Source organism: Streptomyces sp. NPDC026659, from assembly GCF_040638245.1.
In the GTDB taxonomy this organism is placed as follows: domain Bacteria; phylum Actinomycetota; class Actinomycetes; order Streptomycetales; family Streptomycetaceae; genus Streptomyces.
This window is the reverse complement of sequence record NZ_JBEZXY010000003.1, coordinates 374,937-399,593: the sequence shown is the minus strand read 5'-3', so window position 1 is coordinate 399,593 and position 24,657 is coordinate 374,937. Positions and strand designations below refer to the sequence as shown.

General features: G+C 73.3%; 22 protein-coding genes. 12 read left to right on the top strand and 10 right to left on the bottom strand.

The window, feature by feature from the left end; translation table 11 throughout:
* Positions 1–208 precede the first annotated feature (208 nt).
* Entirely contained in the window at positions 209–748 is a 540-nt protein-coding gene (locus AB0E91_RS10700; RefSeq protein WP_361778296.1) for a DUF4232 domain-containing protein, read from the top strand.
* A 60-nt stretch (positions 749–808) separates the two neighbouring features.
* On the opposite strand, the gene AB0E91_RS10695 is transcribed toward AB0E91_RS10700, so the two are convergent.
* On the bottom strand, positions 809–2,794 hold the full coding sequence (locus AB0E91_RS10695; protein ID WP_361778293.1) for an Ig-like domain repeat protein: 1,986 nt from the start codon (positions 2,792–2,794) through the stop codon (positions 809–811).
* 390 nt (positions 2,795–3,184) lie between these two features.
* Between AB0E91_RS10695 and AB0E91_RS10690 the strand changes: the two genes are divergently transcribed.
* The 7 genes from AB0E91_RS10690 (at position 3,185) to AB0E91_RS10660 (ending at position 9,997) form a co-directional block, all read left to right on the top strand.
* The gene (locus AB0E91_RS10690; RefSeq protein WP_361779060.1) at positions 3,185–4,006 is read left to right on the top strand and encodes a putative protein N(5)-glutamine methyltransferase; all 822 of its coding nucleotides are present in this window, start codon (positions 3,185–3,187) and stop codon (positions 4,004–4,006) included.
* A 294-nt stretch (positions 4,007–4,300) separates the two neighbouring features.
* Positions 4,301–5,128, top strand: coding sequence for an ABC transporter permease (locus AB0E91_RS10685; RefSeq protein ID WP_361779056.1), 828 nt, complete (start codon positions 4,301–4,303; stop codon positions 5,126–5,128).
* Between the two features lie 59 nt (positions 5,129–5,187).
* A complete protein-coding gene (locus tag AB0E91_RS10680; RefSeq protein ID WP_361778290.1) occupies positions 5,188–6,234 on the top strand; it encodes an ABC transporter substrate-binding protein in 1,047 nt (348 codons plus the stop codon).
* A complete protein-coding gene (locus tag AB0E91_RS10675) occupies positions 6,221–7,039 on the top strand; it encodes an ABC transporter ATP-binding protein (RefSeq protein WP_361778286.1) in 819 nt (272 codons plus the stop codon). Before AB0E91_RS10680 ends, AB0E91_RS10675 begins: the two co-directional genes overlap by 14 nt.
* Positions 7,040–7,110: 71 nt before the next feature.
* The gene (locus tag AB0E91_RS10670) at positions 7,111–8,028 is read left to right on the top strand and encodes a TauD/TfdA family dioxygenase (RefSeq protein WP_361778283.1); all 918 of its coding nucleotides are present in this window, start codon (positions 7,111–7,113) and stop codon (positions 8,026–8,028) included.
* A gap of 157 nt (positions 8,029–8,185) precedes the next feature.
* A complete protein-coding gene (locus AB0E91_RS10665; RefSeq protein WP_361778280.1) occupies positions 8,186–8,932 on the top strand; it encodes a GltA in 747 nt (248 codons plus the stop codon).
* Between the two features lie 75 nt (positions 8,933–9,007).
* On the top strand, positions 9,008–9,997 hold the full coding sequence (locus tag AB0E91_RS10660) for an NAD-dependent epimerase/dehydratase family protein (protein ID WP_361778277.1): 990 nt from the start codon (positions 9,008–9,010) through the stop codon (positions 9,995–9,997).
* A gap of 22 nt (positions 9,998–10,019) precedes the next feature.
* Here AB0E91_RS10660 and AB0E91_RS10655 read toward each other — a convergent pair whose 3' ends face one another.
* On the bottom strand, positions 10,020–11,132 hold the full coding sequence (locus tag AB0E91_RS10655; protein WP_361778274.1) for a HAMP domain-containing sensor histidine kinase: 1,113 nt from the start codon (positions 11,130–11,132) through the stop codon (positions 10,020–10,022).
* A gap of 1 nt (position 11,133) precedes the next feature.
* Positions 11,134–12,006: a response regulator transcription factor gene (locus AB0E91_RS10650; protein WP_361778271.1), complete on the bottom strand. Its 873-nt coding sequence runs from the start codon at positions 12,004–12,006 to the stop codon at positions 11,134–11,136.
* Between the two features lie 105 nt (positions 12,007–12,111).
* On the opposite strand from AB0E91_RS10650, the gene AB0E91_RS10645 reads away from it, so the two are divergent.
* From AB0E91_RS10645 to AB0E91_RS10635, 3 genes are read left to right on the top strand one after another with little or no spacing between them, the layout of a single operon-like run.
* Positions 12,112–12,822 carry a glycosyltransferase family 2 protein gene (locus tag AB0E91_RS10645; protein ID WP_361778268.1) on the top strand — a complete coding sequence of 237 codons (711 nt, stop codon included), beginning with the start codon at positions 12,112–12,114 and terminating at the stop codon, positions 12,820–12,822.
* The gene (locus AB0E91_RS10640) at positions 12,819–13,436 is read left to right on the top strand and encodes a DUF2064 domain-containing protein (RefSeq protein WP_361778265.1); all 618 of its coding nucleotides are present in this window, start codon (positions 12,819–12,821) and stop codon (positions 13,434–13,436) included. The genes AB0E91_RS10645 and AB0E91_RS10640 overlap by 4 nt, the downstream gene beginning before the upstream one ends.
* Complete coding sequence (locus tag AB0E91_RS10635) at positions 13,433–14,194, top strand: methyltransferase domain-containing protein (RefSeq protein ID WP_361778262.1); 762 nt, start codon at positions 13,433–13,435, stop codon at positions 14,192–14,194. The genes AB0E91_RS10640 and AB0E91_RS10635 overlap by 4 nt, the downstream gene beginning before the upstream one ends.
* A gap of 316 nt (positions 14,195–14,510) precedes the next feature.
* On the opposite strand, the gene AB0E91_RS10630 is transcribed toward AB0E91_RS10635, so the two are convergent.
* Positions 14,511–15,776: a molybdopterin-dependent oxidoreductase gene (locus tag AB0E91_RS10630; RefSeq protein WP_361778259.1), complete on the bottom strand. Its 1,266-nt coding sequence runs from the start codon at positions 15,774–15,776 to the stop codon at positions 14,511–14,513.
* Between the two features lie 113 nt (positions 15,777–15,889).
* On the opposite strand from AB0E91_RS10630, the gene AB0E91_RS10625 reads away from it, so the two are divergent.
* Complete coding sequence (locus AB0E91_RS10625) at positions 15,890–17,254, top strand: hypothetical protein (RefSeq protein WP_361778256.1); 1,365 nt, start codon at positions 15,890–15,892, stop codon at positions 17,252–17,254.
* A 163-nt stretch (positions 17,255–17,417) separates the two neighbouring features.
* Here AB0E91_RS10625 and murJ read toward each other — a convergent pair whose 3' ends face one another.
* The 6 genes from murJ to AB0E91_RS10595 all read right to left on the bottom strand — a co-directional run bounded on the left by murJ (position 17,418) and on the right by AB0E91_RS10595 (position 24,631).
* Positions 17,418–19,187 carry a murein biosynthesis integral membrane protein MurJ gene (gene murJ / locus AB0E91_RS10620; protein ID WP_361778253.1) on the bottom strand — a complete coding sequence of 590 codons (1,770 nt, stop codon included), beginning with the start codon at positions 19,185–19,187 and terminating at the stop codon, positions 17,418–17,420.
* 271 nt (positions 19,188–19,458) lie between these two features.
* Entirely contained in the window at positions 19,459–20,538 is a 1,080-nt protein-coding gene (locus AB0E91_RS10615) for an LPXTG cell wall anchor domain-containing protein (RefSeq protein ID WP_361778250.1), read from the bottom strand.
* A 101-nt stretch (positions 20,539–20,639) separates the two neighbouring features.
* A complete protein-coding gene (locus tag AB0E91_RS10610; protein WP_361778247.1) occupies positions 20,640–22,484 on the bottom strand; it encodes a hypothetical protein in 1,845 nt (614 codons plus the stop codon).
* A 251-nt stretch (positions 22,485–22,735) separates the two neighbouring features.
* The gene (locus AB0E91_RS10605; protein ID WP_361778244.1) at positions 22,736–22,867 is read right to left on the bottom strand and encodes a hypothetical protein; all 132 of its coding nucleotides are present in this window, start codon (positions 22,865–22,867) and stop codon (positions 22,736–22,738) included.
* Between the two features lie 22 nt (positions 22,868–22,889).
* Positions 22,890–23,840, bottom strand: coding sequence for an MIP/aquaporin family protein (locus AB0E91_RS10600; protein ID WP_361778241.1), 951 nt, complete (start codon positions 23,838–23,840; stop codon positions 22,890–22,892).
* A gap of 89 nt (positions 23,841–23,929) precedes the next feature.
* Entirely contained in the window at positions 23,930–24,631 is a 702-nt protein-coding gene (locus AB0E91_RS10595; RefSeq protein WP_361778238.1) for a DUF4328 domain-containing protein, read from the bottom strand.
* Positions 24,632–24,657 lie beyond the last annotated feature (26 nt).

Here is a 24,657-nt window from a genome sequence, read left to right as displayed (position 1 = left end):
TTCCCCAGGTCAGAGCCGGTGCGAGCATCCCAGCGTCCCGAAACTCCCGATGGAATGGCGGGTGGGACGGCGGGTGGCACAGGCTTGAGCCATCCAAGCACGGAGCCCCGCCGGACACGGTGACGGCCCCCGCTCGGTTTCCGCTTCACGGGCCGCGCTCCGGGCGCGCTCGGACCCACACTCCATGCACAGAGAGAGCAGTCGACTCATGCGTATCGCCACTCGTCCCGCTTCCCGCGTCGCTTCCTCCATGGTCGTCGCCGCCGCGCTCGCACTCGTCGGCGTCCAGGCCGCCGGGGCGACCGCCTCCGCCACCGCCAAGGCGTCCACGGTCACGTGCACCACGGCGAACACCAAGTTGACCGTCACCGAGGTCTCCCGCCCGATCAACCACCTGCTGCTCAAGGCCACCAACACCGGCACCGAGACCTGCAACGCCCACTACGCGCCCTTCCTGCGGGCCGGGGCCGACGCGCAGGCCCCGCTGGCGTGGGCCGAGGAGACCAAGCCGCAGGCCGTGGTGACGCTCAAGCCCGGCCAGTCCGCGTACGCCGGCATCCTGACGTACTCCCCCGACGGCGAGGGCGGCGGCACCGAGAAGACCCTGGGCGTGTACTTCACCGACAGGAACGCCGGCGGCACCGGCAAGGAGAAGACCCTGAACCTCCCGAACGGCGGCGCCTTCTTCAACAGCGCGGCCACCGTGACGTACTGGCAGGACAACGCGGCGGACGCGCTGGCCTGGTAGTCGCACGCCGGAACGGGTACAGCCCCGCCGTGTGCGAGGCCGTACCCGTTCCGGATCAGGTCACTTGGTGAACGTGAAGTACGTCCACGCCCCGTATGTCGTCGAGTTGACGTTGTCGCCGGACGTGCCGTTGACGTACGACGAGCGGATGCGGGCGCGGATGCCGGATTCGCCGGGGGCCTCCAGGCGGACGGCGGAGGTGCCGTTGGGGGCGAGGGCGAAGTACTCGGCGGCGGTCTGGTGCCAGGTGCCCTGGTAGTAGACCGCGAGCTCGAGGCGCTGGCTGCGGCCCTTGTAGTAGTTCATGGTCGTGGTGAAGACCGGGTCGGTGTTCTTGTGGAAGTAGTAGTAGGTCTGGGAGCCGATCCGGCCGGTCTTGTAGTGGTGGGAGACGGCGGTGGAGATCCTGGCCCTGGCGTACGCGACGGACTTGACGGTCCTGTCGGCGTAGCGGGCGTCGCCGGAGAAGACGGCGGTGACGGTGGTGTCGCGGGTCATGTCGACCGTCGCGGAGACGTTGCCCTTGGAGTTGACCTTGGCGGTCCTGAGGAGCTTCCTGGGCTTGTCGGAGCCGAAGGGGTCGGCGTAGAGGGAGACGGTGCGGTTCTTGTACGTCGTGCCGAGGTGGGCGGTGAAGACGACGTCCTTGCCGTACGCGTACAGCTTGCCGTTGTTGCCGAGGCTCAGTGAGGTCGCCTGGCGGGAGACCGTGACCGCGTCGGAGGCGGCGGCGGAGGCGTGGGCGGTGTCGCCCGCGTAGGAGACCTTGTAGGTGACCTTGCCGCCGGCGGGCGGGGTGTCGGTGAAGGAGAAGGTGCCGTCCGCCTTCGTCCTGGCGGCGGCCAGCGTCCTGCCCTTGGGCGACTCGACGTCCGTACGGGTCACCGTCAGGGCGGTGCCCGCGGCCGGGAGCGTCTTCGAGGCCAGCCTGCCGGTGACGGTGAGCTTCTTCGCGCGGTTCGCCTTCGCGGGGGCGGCCACCGTGAGCGTGGGCAACTCCTTGACCGGGTCGGTCAGGGTGCGCAGGGTCAGGCTGCCGTAGGTGTTCTCGGAGACGGCGAAGACCCGGCTCGAGTCCGGCGCCCACGCGAGCGCGCCGGCCACGAGAGTGTCGGCGCCGCTGCTGTTGCCGGTGTTGGGGAAGTCGTAGGTCCGTACCGGCACCGGGTCGCCGGGGCGGTGGATGTGGACGTCGGGCTCGTACCAGGAGAAGCTGCCCGCGGCGACGGTGCCGTCGGGAGCGACCCGTACGGCGTTCGGGTACGCGTCGTCGGGGTAGCCCGTCTCCTGGGTGAGGTCGGTGGTGGAGTAGGCGCCGATGGAGTAACCGTCGCCGGCGCCCCAGGAGGTCAGGACCTGGCGGCCGTCCGGTGTCAGGTCCAGCTGCTTCACGCCGGATTCCATCCGGCCCTTGGCCCGGAGCGTGGCGCCGTCGGCGGTGACGTCGTACACGGCGAGGTTGGTGCCGTTGCCCACGACCAGGACGCCGGGGACGGCCGGGTCGGCGGCGAGGAACATGCCGTAGCCGTCGGAAAAGCCGACGTCGCCGCGCTGGGAGAGGCGGACGACGGGTTCGGCGCCGGAGACGTCCAGCGAGCCGAAGTCGGCGTTCTGGCTGAACCAGATGCGGCCGTCCACGACCTCCAGGTCGCTCGGGGCGGCGCCGACCGGGTAGCTCGCGGTCTGGGCGTACGTGCCCGTGTCGACCGCGATGATCCGGTCGCTGTTCTTCACGGCCGCGTACACCTGGCCGGAGTCGGCGGAAAGCGCGAGGCCGGTCACACCGGAGAGGCCGGCCAGCGTGGCCTTCACGGTGCCGGAGTAGTCGGTGACGACGATCCTGCCGTTGCTCGGGTCGGTGACGTACACGCGCTGGTGAGCGCCGTCGACGATCATGTCGCCGACCGACGTCACCGGCAGGACCTTGGCGGAGTCCGCCGCCGCGGTACCGGCCGCGCCCGCCGTCAGGGCCGCGGAACCGAGAACTACCGCGAGCGCCGTCGCGATCGAGATGCTGCGCCTGCGCACAGTGATGTGAACCCCCATGGGAATGTCCGGTGCTCCCCGGACGAAGACGAAACACCACCTGTCCCCCCTCGCACCGGGTGTGGGTGCGTGGATGGTGGCGTGGAGGGCAGCGTATGGCATGCCTGTGACAAGAGTGAGCGGATATGAGGGACGGTCAGAGGGGCGTCCGGCGGGCTCGGTAATCGGGTGCCCCGGGCAGAGGGCGTCGTTATAGTTGGCGCGCGTATTCGTCGGCACTCCGCCGGCGACGGCCCGAGGAGGTGAGTCCCATCAACGCGGTAATGGTCGGGATTCCCTTCTGGAGGGCTCGTCGTGGACGACACGCTGCTGGATGCCGCTCGTACGGCTGCTGATACTTCTTCCTTTTCTCTCGGTTCCGCTCCTTCCCTCTCCTCCGTCGCCTCGCGGCTGCGCGCCGCCGGGTGTGTGTTCGCGGAGGAGGAGGCCGCGATGATCCTCGATGCGGCAGGGCCCGGTGCGTCCGGCGGACTCGTCGACCGCATGGTCGAGCGGCGCCGCACCGGTGAACCCCTGGAACACGTCGTCGGCTGGGCCGCGTTCGGGGGGCTGCGGATCGCGGTGGGGCCGGGGGTGTTCGTGCCCCGGCGGCGTACCGAGTTCCTGCTGGAGCAGGCGCTGCGGGTCGGGCGGGACGCGGCCGTGGTCGTGGACCTGTGCTGCGGGGCCGGGCCACTGGCCACCGCGCTGGCGGTACGGCTGCCGCGCGCCGAGCTGCACGCCGCCGACATCGACCCGGTGCAGACGGCGTACGCGCGCCGCAATCTCGCGCTGTTCGCGGACCGGGCGTCCGTCCACGAGGGCGACCTCTACGACGCCCTGCCGGCCGTGTTGCGTGGCCGGGTCGAGCTGCTGGTGGCCAACGCTCCGTACGTTCCCTGCGATGCCATCGCCACCCTGCCCGCCGAGGCCCGTGACCATGAGCCGGTCCTGAGTCTCGATGGCGGTCCGGACGGGCTGGCCGCTCAACGGCGCGTCGCGGACGGGGCGTTGGACTGGCTGGCGCCCGGCGGTCACCTGCTCGTGGAGACCAGTGAGCGGCAGGCTCCGCTCACGCGTGGCGTGTTCGCCGCCGCGGGGCTGGACGCCCGGGTGGTGGAGTGCGAGGAGCGGGACGCGAGTGTCGTGGTCGCGCGGCGCGCTCCGGTGGACGAAGGCGAGCGCGCTGCTCCGACAGGGGACGGGCTGTCCACGGAGTGGGCGGGCTGTTGATGGGTGGGGGCGGCTGCTGTACAAATGGGCGCCATGAATCACGAGCCGTTGGTGCGACGCCTGGTCATCGACCTGTGCCGACGCCCGGCCGCGTGTTGTCGCTGAACTTGTCCCGCCGGCGCGGATGTTGCTGATTCCCGCGCGGTCGGCGTTGCGTTCTTCTCTCGTTTGCTCTTGAGCCTGCCGTACCCGTAAGGGGTCGCGGCCGGTTCGGCCCCCTTTTGATCTCCAGCGCCGGTGTCCGGTGCCGTGGGGAGGTTTCCTGTGTCCACGACACGTTCCCTGTCCGAAGCCGTGCCCGTCGGCGTACCCGACGGCGGGCGTGCGCGTGCTGTGTGGTCCCGGGTGCGGCGGCTCGCGCTGCCGGTCGGGTCGCTGTTGCTCTTCCTTGCGCTGTGGCAGGCGGTGGCGGCCGCCGGGACCTGGAGCGAGACTCTGGTGCCGCCGCCCGCCAAGGTGTGGAAGGCGTTCGTCGACGTGTCCACCACGTACGACGGGACGCGCGGCTACAACGGCACGACGCTCGTCGAGCACCTGGGCATCAGCCTGCGGCGCATCGCGTTCGGCGCCGGGCTCGGCATCGTCGCCGGGGTGGTGTTCGGGCTGCTGATGGGGACGGTGGGCCCGCTGCGCGCGCTGTTCGAGCCCTGGATCACCTTCCTGCGCACGCTGCCGCCGCTGGCGTACTTCTCGCTGCTCATCATCTGGCTGGGCATCGACGAGGAGCCGAAGATCACGCTGCTCGCGGTGGCCGCGTTCCCGCCGGTGGCGGTGTCGACCACGGCGGCCGTCGCGGCCGTACCGCGCGCGCTCGTGGAAGCGGCCCGCGCGCTCGGGGCCTCGCGGTGGGACGTGGTGAAGGACGTGATCGTGCCGTCCGCGCTGCCGGAGACCTTCACCGGCGTCCGGCTGGCCGTCGGCGTGGCCTACTCCTCCCTGGTGGCGGCCGAGTTGGTGAACGGGCTGCCCGGCATCGGCGGCATGGTCAAGGACGCCGCCAACTACAACAACACCCCCGTGGTGCTCGTCGGCATCATCACCATCGGGGTGTCCGGGCTGGTCATCGACACCCTGCTGCTGCGGCTGGAACGCGCCGTCGTGCCGTGGCGCGGGCGGGACTGAACTCCCCTTTCCCTCTCCTTCGATCCGCTGTCCCTCCCCGTCAGAGAAACGGTCGCGCCATGTCCTCCTCCCTCTCCCGCCCCTCCCGCCGGCTGCTCCTCGCCGGTGCGCTCGGCACCGCCGCCCTCGCCGTCACCGGGTGCTCCTCGGCCAGTGACGGCGAGGGCGGCGGCAAGCGGCTGCGCATCGGCTACTTCGCCTTCCCCAGCGGCGATCTGCTGGTCAAGCACAGAAAGCTGCTGGAGAAGGCGCTGCCCGGCTACTCGGTCAGCTGGGTCAAGTTCGACTCGGGCGCGAGCGTCAACCAGGCGTTCCTCGGCAAGTCGCTGGACATCGCGGCGCTCGGCTCCAGCCCCTTCGCGCGTGGGATATCGGGGAGTTCGCCGATCCCCTACAAGGTCGCGTTCGTGCTCGACGTGGCCGGGGAGAACGAAGCGCTGGTCGCGCGCAGGAAGCTCGGCATCAAGGACGTGGCCGGGCTCAAGGGGCGGACCGTGGCGACGCCGTTCGCGTCCACCTCGCACTACAGCCTGCTCGCGGCGCTGGACAAGGCCGGGCTCAAGGCGTCCGACGTGAAGCTGGTCGACCTCCAGCCGCAGGCGATCCTCGCCGCCTGGCAGCGCGGGGACATCGACGCGGCGTACGTCTGGCTGCCGACGCTGGACGAGCTGCGCAAGACCGGCACCCAGCTCACCAGCAGCAAGGAGATCGGCGCCGGGGGCAAGCCCACGCTCGACCTCGCCGTGGTGTCGGACGACCTGATCGCCAGGGACCCGAAGGTGGTCGACGCCTGGCGCAAGGCAGAGGCCGAGGCCCTGCGGCTGCTCAGGTCCGACCCGGACGGCTCGGTCAGGGACGTCGCCACCGAGCTGGGTATCAGCACCGCCGACGCCAGGGCGCAGCTCTCCCAGGGTGTCTTTCTCACCCCGGAGCAGGTCGCGTCCGCCGACTGGCTCGGCACCGATGGCCATCCCGGCAAGCTGCTCGACTACGTCGTCGACACCGGCCGTTTCCTGGCCGGTCAGAAGCAGATCGACGACGCCCCCACCGAGCGGGCCGTTCGCTCGGCCTTCTATCTGAAGGGACTGCCCGATGGCCTCGAGTGAGCTGTTTGAAGAGTCCAAGAAGGGCGTACGGACGGAGGGCGCCGAGGCCGTACGGCTCGACCGGGTCACTCATCGCTACGGCCAGGGGCGCGACGCCTTCACCGCCGTCGGGCCCGTCGATCTCACCGTGCCCGCCGGGGAGTTCCTGGTCCTGGTCGGTGCCTCCGGCTGCGGCAAGAGCACGCTGCTGCGGCTGATCGCCGGGTTCGAGCGGCCCACCAGCGGCGCGGTGCGGGTGGCGGGCGCCGAGCCCCGGCCCGGTCACGCGGCGGGGGTGGTGTTCCAGACGCCCCGGCTGTTCCCCTGGCGCACCGTCGGCGGGAACGTCGATCTGGCCCTGCGCTACGCGGGCGTCGAGCGCGAGCGCCGGGCCGAGCGGCGCGCGGAGCTGCTGGAGCGGGTCGGGCTCGGCGGCACCGAGCGGCGGCGGGTGTGGGAGATCTCGGGCGGTCAGCGCCAGCGCGTGGCCATCGCCCGCGCGCTCGCGGCCGAGCACCCGCTGTTCCTGCTGGACGAGCCATTCGCGGCGCTGGACGCGCTGACCCGGGAACGGCTCCAGGAGGACGTGCGCGAGGTGACCTCCCGGACCGGGCGGACCACCGTGTTCGTGACCCACTCCGCCGACGAGGCGGTGTTCCTCGGCTCCCGCATCGTCGTGCTGTCCAAGAGCCCCGGAACCGTCGCCCTGGATCTGCCGGTGCCGCTCCCGCGCGAGGGGGTGGCCGCCGACGCGCTGCGCGAGTCACGGGAGTTCGCCGAGCTGCGCGCGCGGGTCTCGCACGCGGTGAAGTCCGCCGCCGCCTGATCCCGACCGTACGGAAACAGTCGCACCACCCATCACAGCCACCCTCCGAAACCCCAGGAAAGGAAGTCCCGTTGAGCATCACCAGCGACCATTCTCCCGCCACCGCCGTCCAACTCCCGCTGACCAAGCTCGGGCCGAGCTTCGGCGCCGAGATCGACGGCATCGACCTGGCCCGGCTGACCGACGACGAGGTGACCGCGATCCGCGCGGCCCTGGTCGAGCACAAGGTGCTCTTCGTCAGCGGCCAGAACCTCGACGACGCCCAGCAGATCGAGTTCGGAAGGCGCCTCGGCGAGGTCACCGCCGGGCACCCGGTGCACGACTCCGGCGATGTGGCGCCGGAGGTGTACGCCCTGGACAGCCAGGACAACGGCTTCTCCGACGTGTGGCACACCGACGTCACCTTCGTACGGCGCCCGCCCGCGATCTCCATCCTGCGCGCGGTCGTCCTGCCGCCGCACGGCGGCGACACCACCTGGGCGGACAGCCAGCTCGCCTACGAGTCGCTGTCGCCGGGCCTGCGGGCCCACCTCGACACCCTCACCGCCGTCCACGACGGCAACCGCGCCTTCGGCTACTACCTGGCCCAGCGTCGGCAGGGCAAGGGCAACCTCTGGGACGGCGAGGTCGTCACCGAACTCGTGCCCGTGGAGCATCCGGTGGTCCGGGTCCACCCGGAGAGCGGCCGCAAGGGCCTGTTCGTGAACCCGGGCTTCACCTCGCACATCGCCGGGGTCTCCGAGTACGAGAGCCGGGGCCTGCTCGACATCCTCTACGCCCACCTCACCAAGCCCGAGCACATCGTGCGGCACCGCTGGCAGCCGGGCGACGTGGCGCTGTGGGACAACCGCAGCACGGCGCACTACGCCAACCGCGACTACGGCGACCAGCACCGGGTCATGCACCGGATCACGCTGGCCGGAGATGTCCCGTTCGGTGTTTCACGTGAAACCTTGCCCGTTTCACGTGAAACATCCCCGCGCGGCTGACCGCCGCTTCCGAGGGCAGGGCAGCGCCTCCGAGGGCAGGGCGCAGAGGGCACGATGAGGTCGGCGGAACCGCTGCGGTTCCGCCGACGTCGTCCGTAGAGCCGTAGGCCCACAGGGCCATCGAGCCACCGAGCCCGCCGAAGGGAAGCGCCGTTCCATGCCGACGCTCACCGTTCTGACGCCCGTCCACGACGGCGGGCACGCCTATCTGCGCGAGCTGCACGACTGTCTGGCCGGGCAGCGGCTGCCCGAGGGCTGGCTGCTGGAGTGGGTGCTCCAGGAGGACGGCCGCACCGGCAACCCGCTGACCGCCGTGCCGGACGCGCCCTGGATCTCCAAGGACACCGGCCGCCAGGGCGGCGCCGCCCGCGCCCGCACCCTGGGCCTGGCCCGCGCCACCGGCACCCTCCTGCGCTGCGTCGACGCCGACGACCTGCTGCCCGACCCCGACACCCTCGCCCGGGACATCGAGGTCCTGATCGACCGCCCCGCCTACGGCTGGACCGTGGCCCCCTGTCTGGATCTGCTGCCCGACGGCAGCCTGGTCCCGGGCCCGTACGACCCGGCGCCCGGACCACTGCCCGCCCGCGCGCTCCTCGACGGTGCCAAGCGGGGCGAGATGCCGGTGGTGGGCACCACCCTGACCGCCCGCACCGGTCTGGTCCGGCTGCTCGGCGGCTGGCCCGCGCTCCCCGCCTTCGAGGACGGCGCCCTGGTGCTGAGCTGCGAGGCGGTCAGCCCCGGCTGGATGCAGTCCGCGCCCGGCACCCTCTACCGCAAGCACTCCACCCAGCACACCGCCACCGCCGACTTCCGCGACGAGCAGGAGGCGCGGCTCCGCGTGGAGATCGCCGTCGACCGGGCGGAGGCGCTGCACGCCTCGGGGTGGCGGTGGACGGGGTGAGCCGCGTCCTTACGGAGTCGTGACGTGCGGACGTCACGAGGGGAGCCGGGCGGCACGCGGGCCTAGCGTGGCCGTATGCGTGTACTGGTCACCGGCGGTGCCGGATTCATCGGGTCCCATGTCGTGAAAGCGCTGCGGGCGCGCGGGCACGAAGCGGTGGTGTACGACGTGCGAGACGATCCCGGCGCCGACGTCCGCGACGCGGACGCGGTGTCCCGGGCGCTGACCGGCGTGGACGCGGTCTGCCACCAGGCGGCCCGGGTCGGACTGGGCGACGGGGTGTCCGACGCGGCCGAGTACGTCTCCCGCAACGACCTCGGCACCGCCGTCCTGCTCGCCGCGATGGCCCGGACCGGGGTGCGGCGGCTGGTGCTCGCCGGATCGATGGTGGTGTACGGCGAGGGTCGTTACGCCTGCCCGGTCCACGGTGACGTACGGCCGGGCCCGCGCGCGGAGGCCGACCTGGCGGCGGGCCGCTTCGAGCCGCCGTGCCCGCGTTGCGGCCGGGCGCTGGTGCCCGGCCTGGTCGGCGAGGACGCCCCGGCCGATCCGCGCAATGTGTACGCCGCGACCAAGCTGGCCCAGGAGCATCTGGCCGCCGCGTGGGCCCGCGCCACGGGCGGTACGGCCTTCTCGCTGCGCTACCACAACGTCTACGGCCCCCGGATGCCCCGCGACACCCCCTACGCCGGGGTGGCCGCGTTCTTCCGCTCGGCGCTGGAGCGCGGTGCGGCGCCGCGGGTCTTCGAGGACGGGGGCCAGCGGCGCGACTTCGTGCACGTGCGGGACGTGGCCGCCGCCAATGTGACCGCGCTGGAGGCGCCGGAGCGGCCGGGCACGCTGAGCGCGTACAACACCGGCAGCGGTGAGCCCCGTACGGTCGGGGAGCTGGCGCGGGCGCTGGCCGCCGCGTACGGCGGCCCTGAGCCGGTGGTCACCGGCGAGTACCGGCTCGGGGACGTACGCCATGTCACCGCCGACTCCTCCCGGCTGCGGGCCGAGCTGGGCTGGAAGCCGGAGGTCGGGTTCGCGGAGGGCATGGCGGAGTTCGCGCACGCGCGCTGACGCCTCACAGGCCGCCCCGGCCTCAGTGGGCCGGGGCCGGCAGCGTCACCTCGAAGCGGCAGCCGCCGGGGATGTTGTGGACGCTCGCGCGGCCCTGGTGGGCCTCCACGATCCCCCGGACGATGGCGAGCCCCAGCCCCGCGCCGGCCGGCGGTGTCCGCGCGTCCGTGCCGCGCCAGCCGGTGTCGAAGACGCGCGGCAGATCCGCCTCGGGGATGCCTCCGCAGCCGTCGGTCACCGTCAGCACCACACCCTCCGGGTCCCGGCGGGCGGCGACGGCCACCGTGCCGTCGGCGGGAGTGCGGCGGATGGCGTTGACGAGCAGGTTGGCCAGGACGCGGCTCATCTCCTTGCCGTCCACCTCGACCGGCACCGGCTGCACCCCGTCGCCCACCAGCCGCACCCCGTGCTCGCGGGCGAGCGGGCCGACACCGTCGAGGGCGTCGCCGACCAGGTCGTACAGCGAGACCCGGGCCGGGTTGAGGGGGAGCGTCCCGGCGTGGATGCGGGACAGCTCGAAGAGGTCGCCGACCATGTCGTTGAGGCGTTCCACCTCGGTGCGCATCTGGCGGAGGTAGCGGGCCGGGTCGGCGGCCACGCCGTCCTCCAGCGCCTCCGACATGGCGCGCAGTCCGGCGAGCGGGGTGCGCAGGTCGTGCGAGATCCAGGCGACCAGTTCGCGCCGGGACGCCTCCAGGGCGCGCTCGCGTTCGCGGGAGGCGGCGAGCCGGGCGCTGGTGGCGGCCAGTTCGCGGCTCAGCTCGGCGAGTTCGGCGGTGGCCGGGGCGGCGGGCGCGGCGAAGGCACCGCCGTCCCCGAAGTGCCGGGCGGCGTCGGTCAGTTCCCGGCTGCGCGCCACCACCCGGCGGCCGAGCAGCAGCGCGGTGAGCAGGGAGACGGCGGCGGCCATCGCGACGACGGTGGTGACCACCCTGAGGTCGTGCGGGGAGAGGAACATCGCCCAGGCCACGGCCATGGTGCCCGCCAGCATCGCGAACACCCCGACACCCGCCACCACCGCGAGGGAGGCCGTCAGCGAGCGGCGCCGGATCAGCCGCAGCACGACCGCCCCGGCCAGGCCGGTGGCCGCGGCGGCGAGGAAGGCGTAGAGGGCGATGAGGAGCATGTCGCGCATGTCAGCCCTCCTCGCGGGCGGCGGGCCCGGCGGCCCTGTCGGACTCGTCGGCCCTGTCGTATCCATCGGACCCATCGGCCGCAGCACGGCCCGCCGGTCCGCCGGAACCGTCCTCCGCCTCGGAGGACCCGACCGGCTCGAACCGGTACCCCACTCCCCACACCGTCCGGATGAGCCGCGGGTTCGCCGGATCGTCCTCGACCTTGCCCCGCAGCCGCCGGACGTGGACGGTGACGGTCGACAGGTCGCCGAAGTCCCAGCCCCACACCTCGCGCATCAGCTCCTCGCGGCCGAAGGCGCGTCCGGGGTGGCGCAGGAGGAAGGCGAGGAGGTCGAATTCGCGCAGGGTGAGCGCGAGTTCCGTGCCGTTCTTGGTGGCACGGCGGGCGGCCGGGTCGACGGCGAGCCCGGCCGCGGCGAGCGGAGCGGGGGCGGGCACGGCGGCGGGCGCGGGCCGGGTGCGGCGCAGGACCGACTCCACCCGGAGCACCAGTTCGCGGGGGCTGAACGGCTTGGTGACGTAGTCGTCCGCGCCGACCTCCAGGCCGAGGACGCGGTCGTCCTCGTCGCCGCGCGCGGTGAGCATGATGACCGGCACCGGGCCGCGTTCGCGCAGCCGCGCACACACCTCCAGGCCGTCCATGCCGGGCAGCATCAGGTCGAGGACCACGAGGTCGGGCCAGTGGTCGGCGGCGCGGGCGAGGGCGGCGGGGCCGTCGGCGGCGCGGTCCACCAGGTGTCCGGCGCGGACCAGATAGCCGGTGACGATCTCCGCGACGGTCGGGTCGTCGTCGACGACCAGGATCCGTCCGGTGGCCTCGGGCGGCCGCGCGGAGGCGGGTCCTGGGCGGTGGGCGGGGTACGGCTGCTGCATGTTCTCCAGCCTCGCACCACGCCACCGGGCGGGGCGCGGTGCGGCCCCGACGTCCGCGTTTCGTAAGGTGCCGAAGTCCGGTTCGCCCCGGTTCGGGTTCGTAGGGTGAAGGCCGTGACCAACTCCCCCTCTCCCGCCCGTTCCGGCGTGGACGTCGTGCTGCCCTGCCTCGACGAGGCCGGGGCGCTGCCCTGGGTGCTGGAGCGCGTCCCGGCCGGCTGGCGCGCGCTCGTCGTGGACAACGGCTCCACCGACGGCTCCGCGGAGATCGCCCGCTCCCTCGGCGCCACGGTCGTCCGCGAGGAGCGGCGCGGTTTCGGCGCCGCCTGCCATGCAGGGCTGCTCGCGGCCACCGCCGACGTGGTCTGCTTCTGCGACTGCGACGCCTCCCTGGACCCCGCTCTGCTGGTGCCCTTCGTCGAGGAGATCCGGGCCGGGCGGGCCGACCTGGTACTCGGCAGGCGGCGCCCGCAGGGGCGGGGCGCGTGGCCCGCGCACGCCCGCGCCGGGAACCTCGCCCTCTCGCTGCTGCTGCGCCGCCGCACCGGACTCGCCCTGCGCGACCTCGGCCCGGTGCGCGCCGCCCGCCGCGAGGCGCTGCTCGGGCTCGGCCTCACCGACCGGCGCAGCGGCTACCCCCTGCAGATGGTGGTGCGCGCGGCCGACGCGGGCTGGCGCGTCACCGAGCACGACGTGCCGTATCTGCCGCGCACCGGCGACTCCAAGGTGACGGGCACCTGGCGCGGCACCTGGCAGGCGGTACGGGACATGAGCCGCGTACTGCGCGAGACCCCGGCGGCGGGAGGACGGCGATGACCACGCTGCTCGTGATCGCGAAGGAGCCCCGGCCCGGCCGGGTCAAGACGCGGCTCACCCCGCCGTTCCCGCCGACGCAGGCCGCCGCGCTCGCCGAGGCCGCGCTCGCGGACACGCTGCGCGCGGTGGCGGCCGCGCCCGCCGAACGGCGGCTACTGGTGCTGGACGGCAGGCCCGGACCCTGGCTGCCGGACGGGTTCGAGGTGGTGCCGCAGTGCGCGGGCGGCCTCGACGAGCGGCTCGCGGACGCCTTCGCCCGCTGCGCGGGGCCCGCGCTGCTGATCGGCATGGACACCCCGCAGGTCACCCCCGCGCTGCTGACCGTGGACTTCGCGGACTGCGACGCGTGGTTCGGACCCGCCGAGGACGGCGGGTTCTGGGCGCTCGGGCTCGCCCGCCCCGAGCCCGCGCTGCTGCGGGGCGTGCCGATGTCGGTGCCCGAGACCGGGGCCGTGCAGCGCGAGCGGCTGACCGCCGCCGGGCTGCGGGTCCGGGACCTGCCCCGGCTGCGGGACGTGGACACCGCCGCCGACGCCCGCGCGGTCGCCGCCCTCGTCCCGCACGGCGCCTTCGCGGCACGGCTCGCGGACTGTACGGACGGCGGTGCGTCATGAGCGCCACGACGGCACCGCCCGCCTGGGCCGCCTCCGACCCGTACGCCACCGCCCTGCGCACCGGCCGGGGCCCGCTGTTCCTGCGGCGCGACGACGGCTGGCTGCTGCCGCTGGAGGTGGAGCGCTGGTGCGCGGGCGCCGACGCCGTGGACCGGGCCGTACTGGACCGCTGCGAGGGCGGTGTCCTCGACGTGGGCTGCGGCCCCGGCCGGCTGGTCGCGGAGCTGGCCGCGCGCGGCGAGCGCGTACTCGGCGTCGATGTGAGCGCGGCCGCCGTGGCCCGCACCCACCGGCTCGGTGGCCGCGCGCTGCGCCGCTCGGTGTTCGACCCGCTGCCCGGCGAGGGCGGCTGGGGCACGGTCCTGCTGATGGACGGCAACGTGGGCATCGGCGGTGACGTGCCCGCCCTGCTGCGCCGGGTCCGAGACCTACTGCGTCCCGGGGGCCTGTTGATCGCCGAGACCAGCCCGGCCGAGGTCGACGAGCGCGCCCTGGTGCGGGTGGTGGACCTGGCTCAGGGACGGGGACCGGTGGGCGAGCCGTTCCCGTGGGCGCGGATCGGCGCCCCGGCGTTGCTGCGGCTCGCGCGGGGCGCCGGATGGCGGACGGAGGCTCAGTGGGCGGCGGGCGAGCGGTGTTTCGTCGCCCTGCGCAGCCGCAGGACGCACAGCAGCGCCGAGCCACCGAAGAGGGCGGCGGTGATCAGCAGCCAGCGGGTGAGGAAGCCGTCCGGGTCGAGCCCGGTGGCCGACCGGTAGTTGTCGGCGGACAGGCCGAGGATCAGCGGCGCCCACACCAGCAGCAGCAAGCCCGACAGCAGGGCGGGCACCCGGACGTACAGCACCCGGGAGCGCTGCCCGGCGGCGCCGGACCCGGCCACCAGCGCCCGGTCCAGTGCCGAGTACAGCGGCAGCAGCACCAGGTCGTGCAGCAGGGCGGCGCCCACGATCCACAGGACCACGCCGAGCCAGTCACCGGCGAGCAGCCGGACGCCCGCGTAGGCGGCGAGCGTGAACGAGCAGACGAGCAGCAGCAGTTGCAGCGGGCTGCCGACCGGGAAGCGGAACCGGGGCATCACAGGTCTCCGAAGGTCAGCCGGGCCACCCACTTGGTGTTGTGCACGCCGGGCAGCGCGGGCACGATGATCCGCGCCGGGAAGCCGTGGTCGAGGGACAGCGGCTCGCCGTTGACGGACAGGGCGAGCAGGGAGCGCGGGTCGGACACCTGGTTGGCGCGCAGCGCCGCGCGGCGGAAGGCGCCGTGCCGTTGCAGCGACTCCACGAGCAGGTCCACCGCCGCCGTGTCGTACCCGGCGAGCGCGGCGAGGTCGCGCAGCCGCACCCCGCGCCACCACTGGTCGGCGGTGGACCAGCCCTCGACGCAGGCGATGGGCAGCGAGGAGCTGTGCTGGGGCAGCCGGAGCAGATCGGCGCGGCTGAGCCGTACGGTCCCGGCCGGTCCGGTGACGACGAGCCGCCACGCGTCCGCACTCGTCTCGGCCTCGGTGATCCCGGCGTAGGCGGCCGTCTTGTTGATTTGGAAGCCGTTCGGACCGCCGCCCGGGTCGGCCCCGCCGTGCGGCGCGAGCAGCGCGGTACGGCGCAGGGGGCCGCCCAGGCTCTGCCCGACCGTGGTCAGGAACAGCAGCAGCGAGGACGCGCCGACCAGCCGCAGCGCGCCCCGGCGCGAGACGGTGGGCTCGGCCGGGCGAGGAGAGGCCAGGCCCGCCTCGTCGGCGACCCCGGAGTCCCCACGCACCGACCCCACCGCCCGCATCGATCGCACCGCCCGCACCGCCGCCGGTGCCTTCAGCGCCGCGTGGACGACGAAGGCAGACATGAACACCCAGGCGCCGTAGAAGTGCAGCGGGTAGAAGGAGCCCGGGAAGACGTACTCCAGCTGGATGTTGAGCACGCCGGTGGTGAACTCGAAGAGCCCGCCGCCGACCAGGAGCAGCAGGGAGAGCCGTTCCAGGGCGTGCGCGAGGGAGCGGGCCGGGGGCAGCGCGAACAGCTTCGGCACCACCGACCACAGCTTGGCGAGGAGCACCGGGACGAGGGTGACGCCGAGCGTGACGTGCGTGCCCTGGGTGAGCCGGTAGAGCCAGGACGGACCGGCCGGCCAGTCGAACAGGTAGAAGCCGAGCAGCCCCTTGTCCGGGGTCGTGTCGTTCACCGGCGACAGGTCCGGGCTGTAGGCCGCGTACGACACCAGGCCCGTCACGAACATGACGGTGATGCCGCCGAGCAGCACCAGGCCGAGCACGGCGGTGAACGGGGTGCCGCGCAACGGGCTGCGCCAGAAGGCGGGGGAGGAGGGGAGCCGGGGGTGGTCGCGCATGATCCGACCGTAGGCCGGACGACCCCCCGGAACGGGTGCGCGACCCATGACGAAACGCTGACATCCGGCCCGTACGGCGGCCCCGGCGCACGCGGGCGGCCTAGCGTGCCGGTGTGATCGACCGCTCCCCGCACCCCGCCTCCGCGCGCCCCGCGTCCCCCGTGGCCCGCCGCGACCTCGTCGCCGCCACCGCCGCCGTCCTGCTGGTGACGGCCGCCGTGCTGGTCGGCCGCCACATCCAGGACACCCGGCACACCCTCTTCGTGCGCTGGCCGCCACTGTTCGCCACATGGGACCCGCACGTGGGCCCGGGCACCCCGGCCGCGCTGCTGCTCGCGGCGGGCGCGGTGGCGTACGGCCCCGCGCTCGCGGCCCGGCTGTCCTGGCGCGTGCTGCCGTGGGCATCCTGGGCGGTGTCGGCGGCGTGGATCTTCTCGCTCGCGCTGGTCGACGGCTGGCACACCGGGATCGCGACCCGGCTCACCGCCCCCAACGAGTATCTGCGGGTGATCGGCCGCTTCCACGACATCCCGGCCACCCTGCGCGACTTCGACCAGCACATCGTCAGCGGGACGCCCGGTGCCTGGCCCGCCCACATCGCCGGGCATCCCCCGGCCGCCACGGTCACCTTCGTGCTCCTGGACCGGATCGGTCTCGGCGGAGGGGCCTGGGCGGGGATCTGGTGCGCGGTGCTGGGCGCGTCGGCGAGCGCGGCCGTCCTGGTCGCGCTGCGGGCCCTGGTGGACGAGCCGACGGCGCGCCGAGCGGCGCCCTTCCTGGTGTTCGCGCCCGCCGCGGTGTGGCTGGGCGCCTCTGCGGACGCCTACTTCGCGGCGGCCGCCGCCTGGGGACTGGCCTTCCTGGCCCTCGCGGTCACCCGACGCTCACCGCTGTGGGCGGGCGCCTCCGGCCTGCTGCTCGGCCTGACCGTCTACCTCTCCTACGGCCTGACGCTGATGGCCGTCGTCGCGCTCGCGGTGCTGTGGCTCGGCCGCGCCGGGGTCCGCGCCCGTCCGCTGCTCCTCGTGACGCTGGTGGCCGGACTGGCCGTCGTCCCCGTGGTGTTCACGCTGCTCGGCTTCAACTGGTGGACCGGCTATCACCTGTTGGTGATCCGCTACTACCAGGGCATCGGCGGCACACGCCCCTACGCCTACTGGATCTGGGCCAACCTCGCCTGTACGGCGGTCATCACGGGCCCGGCGACGGCGGCGGGGCTCGGCCGCGCGGGCTCGTCCCTGGCCCGCCGCACCGACCCGGCGGCCACCCGGCTCGCGCTCCTGGCCGGGGCGGCCCTGCTCGCCCTGCTCGTCGCGGACGTGTCGGGCATGAGCAAGGCCGAGACGGAGCGCATCTGGCTGCCGTTCGCGATGTGGCTGCTCCCGGCGTGCGCGTATCTGCCCGGGCCCCGGGTGTGGCTCGGGGCCCAGGCGGTCACGGCACTGCTGGTCAACCATCTGCTGCTGACCGGCTGGTGACTCAGGGTCTTTCGTTTGGATCAGGCCGGATCAGGGAGTGGGGTCTGGTGCCGTGCATCGCAAGGCGGAGGAGGGCGTCATGGCGGAGCCATGGCAACCGACGACAACGCGGCGAGGCGCGGTGCCAGGGCCCGCGAGCCCGGCCTGATCCAAACGAGAGGCCCTAGCGGCCCAGGCGACCCTTCAGCATGCCGAGAGCGGCGTTGACCTCTTCGACGCGGAAGAGACGGGCGAAGACGGCGAAGAGGACGAGCAGGACCGTTCCTCCGGCGGCCAGCGCGATCGCGGAGGAGAGAACGGGGTTCGTCGTGATGCCGGAGAGCCAGCGGACGAGGAGGCCCGCCGCCACCGTCGCGGGGAGGCAGGCGCCGATCAGGCGGAGGTAGGTGCGGGTGACGCGGCGGCCGTCGAGGTCGCCGCCGAGGCGCTTGCGCAGCCGGGTCCAGGCGACGCGGACGCCGGTCGCGTAGGCGAGGCCGTACGACAGGGCCATGCCCGCGACGGCCCAGCGGGCCGGGAGCAGCAGGTAGGAGGCGACGGACCCGGCGGCGTTGACCGCGGCGACGATCACCGTGTTGTAGAAGGGCGTGCGGGTGTCCTCGAAGGCGTAGAAGCCGCGGAGCACGACGTACTGCACGGAGTAGGGGACGAGGCCGAGCGCGAACGCCATCAGCACGAAGCCGATGTTGCGGGCACCCTCCTCACCGGCGCCCGCGTACAGCAGCTGGATCAGCGGGACGCCGAGGGCGAGGAAGGCGAAGGCGCACGGGACGATGAAGACGGCCGAGGAGCGCAGGCCCTGGGAAAGGTCGTCGCGGACGCCCGCGAAGTCCTCCTCGTGGGCGGCACGGGAGATGCGCGGCAGGATCGCCGTCATGATCGAGACGGTGATGATGGCCTGCGGCATCTGCCAGAGCAGCAGGGCGTAGTTGTAGGCGGTGATGCCGGTGCCGGGGTGGCCCGTCTTCTCGGCCGCCGCACCCGCCGCCGTGGCGAGCCGGGTGACGACCACCATGCCCGCCTGGTTGACCAGCACGAACAGGAACGTCCACTTGGCCAGGCCCAGCGCCTTGCCGAGACCCTGGCCGCGCCAGTCGAAGCGCAGCCGGATGCGGAAGCCGGAGTCGCGCAGGTACGGCATCATCGCGAGCGACTGGACGGCGAGGCCGAGCAGGGTGCCGATGCCGAGCAGCCGTACGCCCTCGGGGCTGATGGAGGCGGCCGAGATGCCGGAGTGCCCGGCCGAGCCGAACACCCAGACGAACGAGCCGAACGCCACGATGATCAGGATGTTGTTGAGGACCGGCGTCCACATCATGGCGCCGAACCGGCCGCGCGCGTTGAGGATCTGGCCCATCACCACGTGCAGGCCCATGAAGAACATGGTGGGCAGGCACCAGCGCGCGAAGGTGACCGCCACGGCCAGCTGGTCGGGGTGGGACGCCATGGACGGCGACATCAGGCGGATGAGCCAGGGCGCGGCCACCACACAGATCGCGGTGACGGAACCGAGGAGCGTGATGACCAGCGTCATCAGACGGTTGGCGTAGGCCACGCCGCCGTCGTCGTCCTCCTTCATCGACCGCACGAGCTGCGGGATGAAAACGGAGTTGAGCGCGCCACCGCCGACCAGGACGTAGATCATCGTCGGCAGGGTGTTGGCGACCTGGTAGGAGTCGTTCAGCGTGCCGACGCCGAGGGCCGCGCCCATCACGAGCGTGCGCAGGAAGCCGGTCAGCCGGGAGACCAGGGTGCCCGCGGCCATGACGGCGCTGGACTTGAGGAGCCCGGCCGCCTTGCCACCGGACTTCTTGGCCGGTCCGGCCGCCGGTTCGGGCGCCGGTCCGGCTGTCGGCCCGGCCGCCGGAGCCGGGGACGCGGTGTCCACCAGGCGGATCTGGAGGGTGGCCGGGTCCGGCCCGCCCCTCGTCAACCCGCTTCCCGCCGCACCGAATTCGCTCTCGCTCCTGGAACCCACGCTGATCCTCTCCCGGCGGCACGCCGAGCCACACGACGACGACCACGCTGCCGACGGCTTGACGACACGTCCGGCCAGGTCTGATGAACGCCGGAACCAGGGGCACGGTGGCGCGGTTGACGGCGGAGGGAAGAGTACCGGTCGTACGGCGCGGGGCCTCGCCCACCGGTGGGTGGACGAGGCCCCGTGTGCGTGTACGGCGCTGCCGGACGTCGGGAAACGACGGTTACGCGACGATGCCGGAAGCGGCGCCCTTGCGACGGCGGACGGCGAAGACCGCGCCCGCGCCCAGCGCGACGGCGGCGCCACCGCTCAGCGCGAAGAGCGGCAGGACCGAGCTGGCGCCGGTCTCGGCGAGGTGGCCCTGCGGGGAGATCTGGGTGTTGCCGGCGGGCTTGGCCGGGAGCGGCTTGCGGCCACCCTGCGGCTTGGCCTCGGTCGGCTTGCCGGGGGCGGCACCGGCCTTGAGGACGTCGAACTCGTAGAAGTTGTCGTCGCTCGACTGGACGCAGTTGCCCTTGTCGTCGGCGTACATGCCGACGCTGACGGCGAAGCCGAAGCCGTCCGGGGCCTTCGCGTCGACGGCCAGGCGCAGGTCGATGGAGAAGGACTCCTTCGCCTGGACATCGGTGTAACCGAGGTAGCCCGCGTCGTCGCTGTCCATGTCCAGGGAGATGTCCGTCCACGCGCCGGTGGTCGGGTCCTTGTACTGGAGGGTGAGGTGGTTGGCGTCGGAGAGGTCGTCCTCGCTCACGGCCGCGGCGAACACACCGAGGTCGACCCGCTTGTAGGCGTGGGTGCCGGTGTTGTTCACGTTCAGCTTGAAGTTGTGGAACCCGCTGCCCGCCACGATCTTCGACGGCAGGCCGGAGAGGCTGGTGCGCAGCTTGTCGTCGAACTTCGGCTGGGTGTTCTCGTCGCACTCGGTCGGGAACGCGGAGGCCGACGCGGACGGCGAGGGGGCGGCCCCCGGCGCGGACGGCGACGCGTCGGTGGACTTCGACGCGTCCGCGGCCGGGGTGGACGCCTTGGTGTCGGGAGCCGTCTTCTCGGTGCCCGAGGTGGTCTCCTCGGTGCCCTTCGCCGTCTCCTCGGTACCCGGAGTCGTCTCCTCCGTGCCCGCCGTCGTCTCCTCCGTACCCGGAGTCGTCTCGGTGGTGGTCTGGCTCTCCTCCGTCGACGTCGACTCGGAGGACGTGGCCGCCGGCACCTCGTCGGAGGCGTATGCGACCGGGGCCGCCAGCAGCACAGCGGGGGTGATGGCAGCCGTGGCTGCGGCCAGAGCCAGGGAACGGCGGAGCTTCATGCGAACCTCGGATGCGTGAGTGATCGGTGTGTTCGCAGAGATGACCGGTTACGTGGGTAAACGGTTGCCCTTAGTCTTATGAGATTCTTAAGTGACCTGCATCACAGGACCGGACTGCCCTTGCGCGGCCCCGGGACCGCCGGGCGCACGCCCGAAGGCGCCGAGGACTCGATCTCCGTCAGCAACGCGCGCAGGGCAGCCCGGACTCGGGGCATGTCGGGCGCGGTGTCGAGCGGGGCGGGGTGGGGGTCCAGACCGGCCAGCGCGCGGCGCGCCCGGTGCCAGGCCCGGCCGGAGTGGCCCTGGTGGTGGTCGGCGTAGGCGCGGGCATAGCGGGCGAGAGCGGTGGCCCAGGCGTCCTCGCGGACCCCGGGCCGGGTGAGGGCGCGGCGGGCGTCGCGCCCGGCCGAGGCGGGGGTCAGCGGGGCCTGGAGCACGGCCAGGGCGGCGAGGCTGACGGCCGGGGCGGGGCCGCCGGGGGCGTACGGCGGGACGGTGTCGGCCGCCTGACGGAAACAGTCGGCGGCGGCACGGGTGTCGCCGCGCTCCCACGCCAGTACGCCCTCGACATGGCTGACCCGGCCGATCAGCGCGTCGTCACCGGCCAGCACGGCGGCGGGCCAGACCTGGCCGAGCAGATCGCGCGCGGTGGCCGGGTCGCCGGGGGCGCTCAGCCAGGCGGCCAGCCAGCGGGCGCGGGCGGCGAGGTGGTCGTCGGCACGGTGACGGGGCAGCAGCCGGGCCAGATGGCGGCGGCCCTCCTCGGCATGGTCGTGCACCACCCACCAGAACCACAGGTCCACCACCCCGGCCAGCGCCGCCGCCACCTGCCCGGCGGGCGGGTCGGGCTGCGCGAGCGCGTGGTCGACGAGGGCGGACAGGTCGGCCTCGTTGTCCCGCACCAGCCGGGCCGCCTGCCGCTGCTCGCCCGCGCTCCACAGGTTCCCGGCGATCTCGGCCAGCCGCCGGTGGTGCAGCACATGCCGGGTGGCAGCCACCTTGAACTCCCCGGCCGCACGCAGCCGTTCGGCACCGAAGTCACGGGCGGCCCGGGTCATGGCGTAGCGCGGCGGCCGTACGCCACCGGGCTCGCCCAGGGTCCGCAGCACCCCGGCGGCGGTCAGCCGGGCCAGGCACGCCGGGACCTGGTGCGGGGCGACCCCGGCGCCGGAGCACAGATACGCGGCGGACGGTTCGGTGAACGGCCCGGCGAAGACGGCGGCCCGGCTCCACACCGCCCGCTCGGCCCGGTCGCACAGCAGATAGGCCGAGCCGATCGCGGACCGCAGCGAGCGGTGCCTGCGCAGCGCGGGTGACGGCGCGGACAGCCAGCACTGGTCCCGCTCCAGCCGGTCCGCCAACTCCCTTACTTCCATGCCCTGTTCGAGCTGCTCGGCGGCCAGCTCCACGGCCAGTGGCAGGCCCTCCAGCAGCCGGCAGATCCGGGCCACCACGCCGTACTCCTCCACGGTCCGGGGCCGGGCCCGCGCGAGGAACAGCTCCACGGCGGCCGCCTCGCCCAGCGGGTCGAGCCGTACGACCCGCTCGTCGCCGAGTCCGAGCGCCTGGCGGGAGGTCACCAGGACGCGTACGGAGGGGAGTTCCATCAGCAGCCGCTGCACCAGGCCCGCGCACTCGGTGCGTACGGCGTCGGCGTCGTCGAGCAGGAGCAGCGTGGGGCGGCCGTTCGCGCCGAGTCCGGTCTCCAGCGCGTCCAGGGGGCCGCCGCCCATCGCCTCGGCGACCCGCGCCGCCAGCGCGCCCGGTGCCGTACGGCTGCCGCCGGGGCAGCGGACGCGGACCACCGGACCCCAGGCCCCGCAGGCCGTCACCGCCGTGGCCACGCTGCTCTTGCCGACACCGGCGGGCCCGGTCACCGTCACCAGCCGTCCCCGGGCCAGGCCCTCCCGCAGTGCGGCCGTCTCCGCCGCGCGGCCGATCAGCACACCCGGTTCCGGACGGCCCGTCGTGGACGCCCGATCGGTGCCCGAGGCGTAAGCCCACACTTCGTCAGTACTCCAAAACCCTCGCGCTGTGCGACAACACGGCGGCACGCACGGGGAAATCGTTCCTGCGGAACCGCTACGGGAACTCCAACGCCCACCGGAACGCCGGGTGGCGCACCCGCGCCGGGTATCACACGGCACGACGAACGCCCGAACGCGCGTCCCCGCCGTCCACGCCGCGCCGCGCCCCCTCAGAGCCGTATCCGCGCCCCCGCGCGCCCCCGGACCCGTATCCGCACCCGCAGCCGGAATCCCCGCACCCGCACCGTCACCCGGACACGCAGCCGGGCCCGGGCCACCGCCCGGGCCCGGTACCGGCCCATCGGATCTCCTCGCGCGGTCCGGTCACTCGTCGCCCTCGTCGACCCGCGTCGGGCGGCTGCGGCCCGGCTCGGGGAGTTCGCCCATCTCGTGGCGCAGGTAGAGCACGTCACCGACGAACAGGTCGTAGAGGAAGATGCCCACCAGGCCGCCGATCAGCGGGCCGACGATCGGCACCCACCAGTACCCGCTGAACTGGCCCGCCACCGAGCCCGGGAACGCCAGGCTCTCCCAGCCCGCCGCCCAGGTGAACAGGCGGGGGCCGAAGTCGCGGGCCGGGTTGATCGCGTACCCGGCGTTCGCGCCGAAGGACATGCCGATCGCGGCGACCGCGAAGCCCACGATGAGCGGGGCGAGGTTCGCCTTCACCGCCTGGTTGCGCAGGTCGAGGATGGCGACGACGAACATGACCAGGAAGGCCGCGCCGACGATCTGGTCGATCAGCGGACCCCAGATGCCCCCGTGGAAGTAGGGCGCCGGGAAGGTGGCGAAGATGGAGAACGAGGCCAGGGTGTGCCCGTTGGTCTTGGGGCCCGGCACTGCGGCGTCGAAGGTGTCGATCGCGTTGTGGTAGACGAGATAGACCAGCGCCGCGCCCGCGAAGGCGCCCGCGACCTGCGCGAACCAGTACGGCAGCACCTTGATCCAGGGGAAGCCCCGGCGCACGGCCACCGCGAGGGTGACGGCCGGGTTGAGGTGGGCGCCGCTGACGCCGCCGGCCACGTAGACACCGAAGGTCACCGCCAGGGCCCAGCCCCAGGCGACCAGCAGCCAGTCACCCGCCGCCAGGAAGATGGTCGTGGTGGTGGCTGCCCGGCCGGAGCCGGGCAGCGCCGCGACCGCCATGGCGACCACACCGCAGCCGAACGCGATGAGGACGAAGGTCCCGATGAACTCCGCCATCATCTCGCCCGCCAGACCGCCCCGGTGTCTGAGCCGGGACGGCTTGATGAGCGGGGGGATTTCGACAGCCATTGAGGCCCCCTCTGAGAGAGCTAATGCGGCCAACAGCCTCATGCTGGCCCACAACCACTCGCTCCGCAGGGCGGGTTACTGCCTTCGGGTTACCCCTCGATCCGCTGCTCCGCCGTGAGCGAGGCGATGCGGTCGAGCTGTGCCTTCGTCACCGCGCGCACCATGAAGAACCCGGCCACCGCCGCGCCCACCATCACCGCCTCGCTGAAGAGCAGCATCCACACATCGGTGTACGCGCGCTCGATCAGCCGGTCGGGGCCGTCGCTGTACATCAGGCCGGTGCCGCAGGCCAGGCCGATCAGCCACAGCACCCACCACACGTTGAGCACGGCGGGCAGATCGCGCCCCGGCGCGCTCTTGCGGTAGACGTCGGCGACGACGCCGCGCGGGATCCACAGGTTGAAGACCGGCAGCACCCAGCCCAAGTACACCCAGAAACCGAGGTACTTGGGCGACTCGCGCGTCAGGGCGACGGAGTTGTCCCGCACCCGCCACAGCCACCCGATGAAGAGGAACGCGCAGATCACCACGGTGGCGGCCGCGAGGGAGGTGACGAAGTGGTAGGAGCTCTCCAGGCCGTTGAGCGGCCGGTGCACTCCCTCGCCCCGGTCGGGCGGTCCGGAGGCGGGCTCGCCCGCCGTCCAGAGCGCCAGCTCCCACCCGGCGCGCAGGACATGGCCGAGCCCCGCGAGCAGCAGGGCCCAGCCGGCCAGGCGGGCCGAGGTCTCCACGGGGCGCAGTCCGGTCACCTGCGGTGCCGGGGCGGTCGATGTCGTTTCCTGTTCGTCCACGACGCGATTCTGACCGGCTCAACTCC

Coding starts and splice junctions, on each gene's coding strand:
- AB0E91_RS10680 (WP_361778290.1), top strand. CDS start 5,188: ATGTCCTCCTCCCTCTCCCGCCCCTCCCGCCGGCTGCTCCTCGCCGGT.
- AB0E91_RS10630 (WP_361778259.1), bottom strand. CDS start 15,776: ATGCGCGACCACCCCCGGCTCCCCTCCTCCCCCGCCTTCTGGCGCAGC.
- AB0E91_RS10660 (WP_361778277.1), top strand. CDS start 9,008: ATGCGTGTACTGGTCACCGGCGGTGCCGGATTCATCGGGTCCCATGTC.
- AB0E91_RS10605 (WP_361778244.1), bottom strand. CDS start 22,867: ATGGGCCGGTACCGGGCCCGGGCGGTGGCCCGGGCCCGGCTGCGTGTC.
- AB0E91_RS10615 (WP_361778250.1), bottom strand. CDS start 20,538: ATGAAGCTCCGCCGTTCCCTGGCTCTGGCCGCAGCCACGGCTGCCATC.
- AB0E91_RS10665 (WP_361778280.1), top strand. CDS start 8,186: ATGCCGACGCTCACCGTTCTGACGCCCGTCCACGACGGCGGGCACGCC.
- AB0E91_RS10640 (WP_361778265.1), top strand. CDS start 12,819: ATGACCACGCTGCTCGTGATCGCGAAGGAGCCCCGGCCCGGCCGGGTC.
- AB0E91_RS10655 (WP_361778274.1), bottom strand. CDS start 11,132: ATGCGCGACATGCTCCTCATCGCCCTCTACGCCTTCCTCGCCGCCGCG.
- AB0E91_RS10635 (WP_361778262.1), top strand. CDS start 13,433: ATGAGCGCCACGACGGCACCGCCCGCCTGGGCCGCCTCCGACCCGTAC.
- AB0E91_RS10650 (WP_361778271.1), bottom strand. CDS start 12,006: ATGCAGCAGCCGTACCCCGCCCACCGCCCAGGACCCGCCTCCGCGCGG.
- AB0E91_RS10675 (WP_361778286.1), top strand. CDS start 6,221: ATGGCCTCGAGTGAGCTGTTTGAAGAGTCCAAGAAGGGCGTACGGACG.
- AB0E91_RS10695 (WP_361778293.1), bottom strand. CDS start 2,794: ATGGGGGTTCACATCACTGTGCGCAGGCGCAGCATCTCGATCGCGACG.
- AB0E91_RS10700 (WP_361778296.1), top strand. CDS start 209: ATGCGTATCGCCACTCGTCCCGCTTCCCGCGTCGCTTCCTCCATGGTC.
- AB0E91_RS10600 (WP_361778241.1), bottom strand. CDS start 23,840: ATGGCTGTCGAAATCCCCCCGCTCATCAAGCCGTCCCGGCTCAGACAC.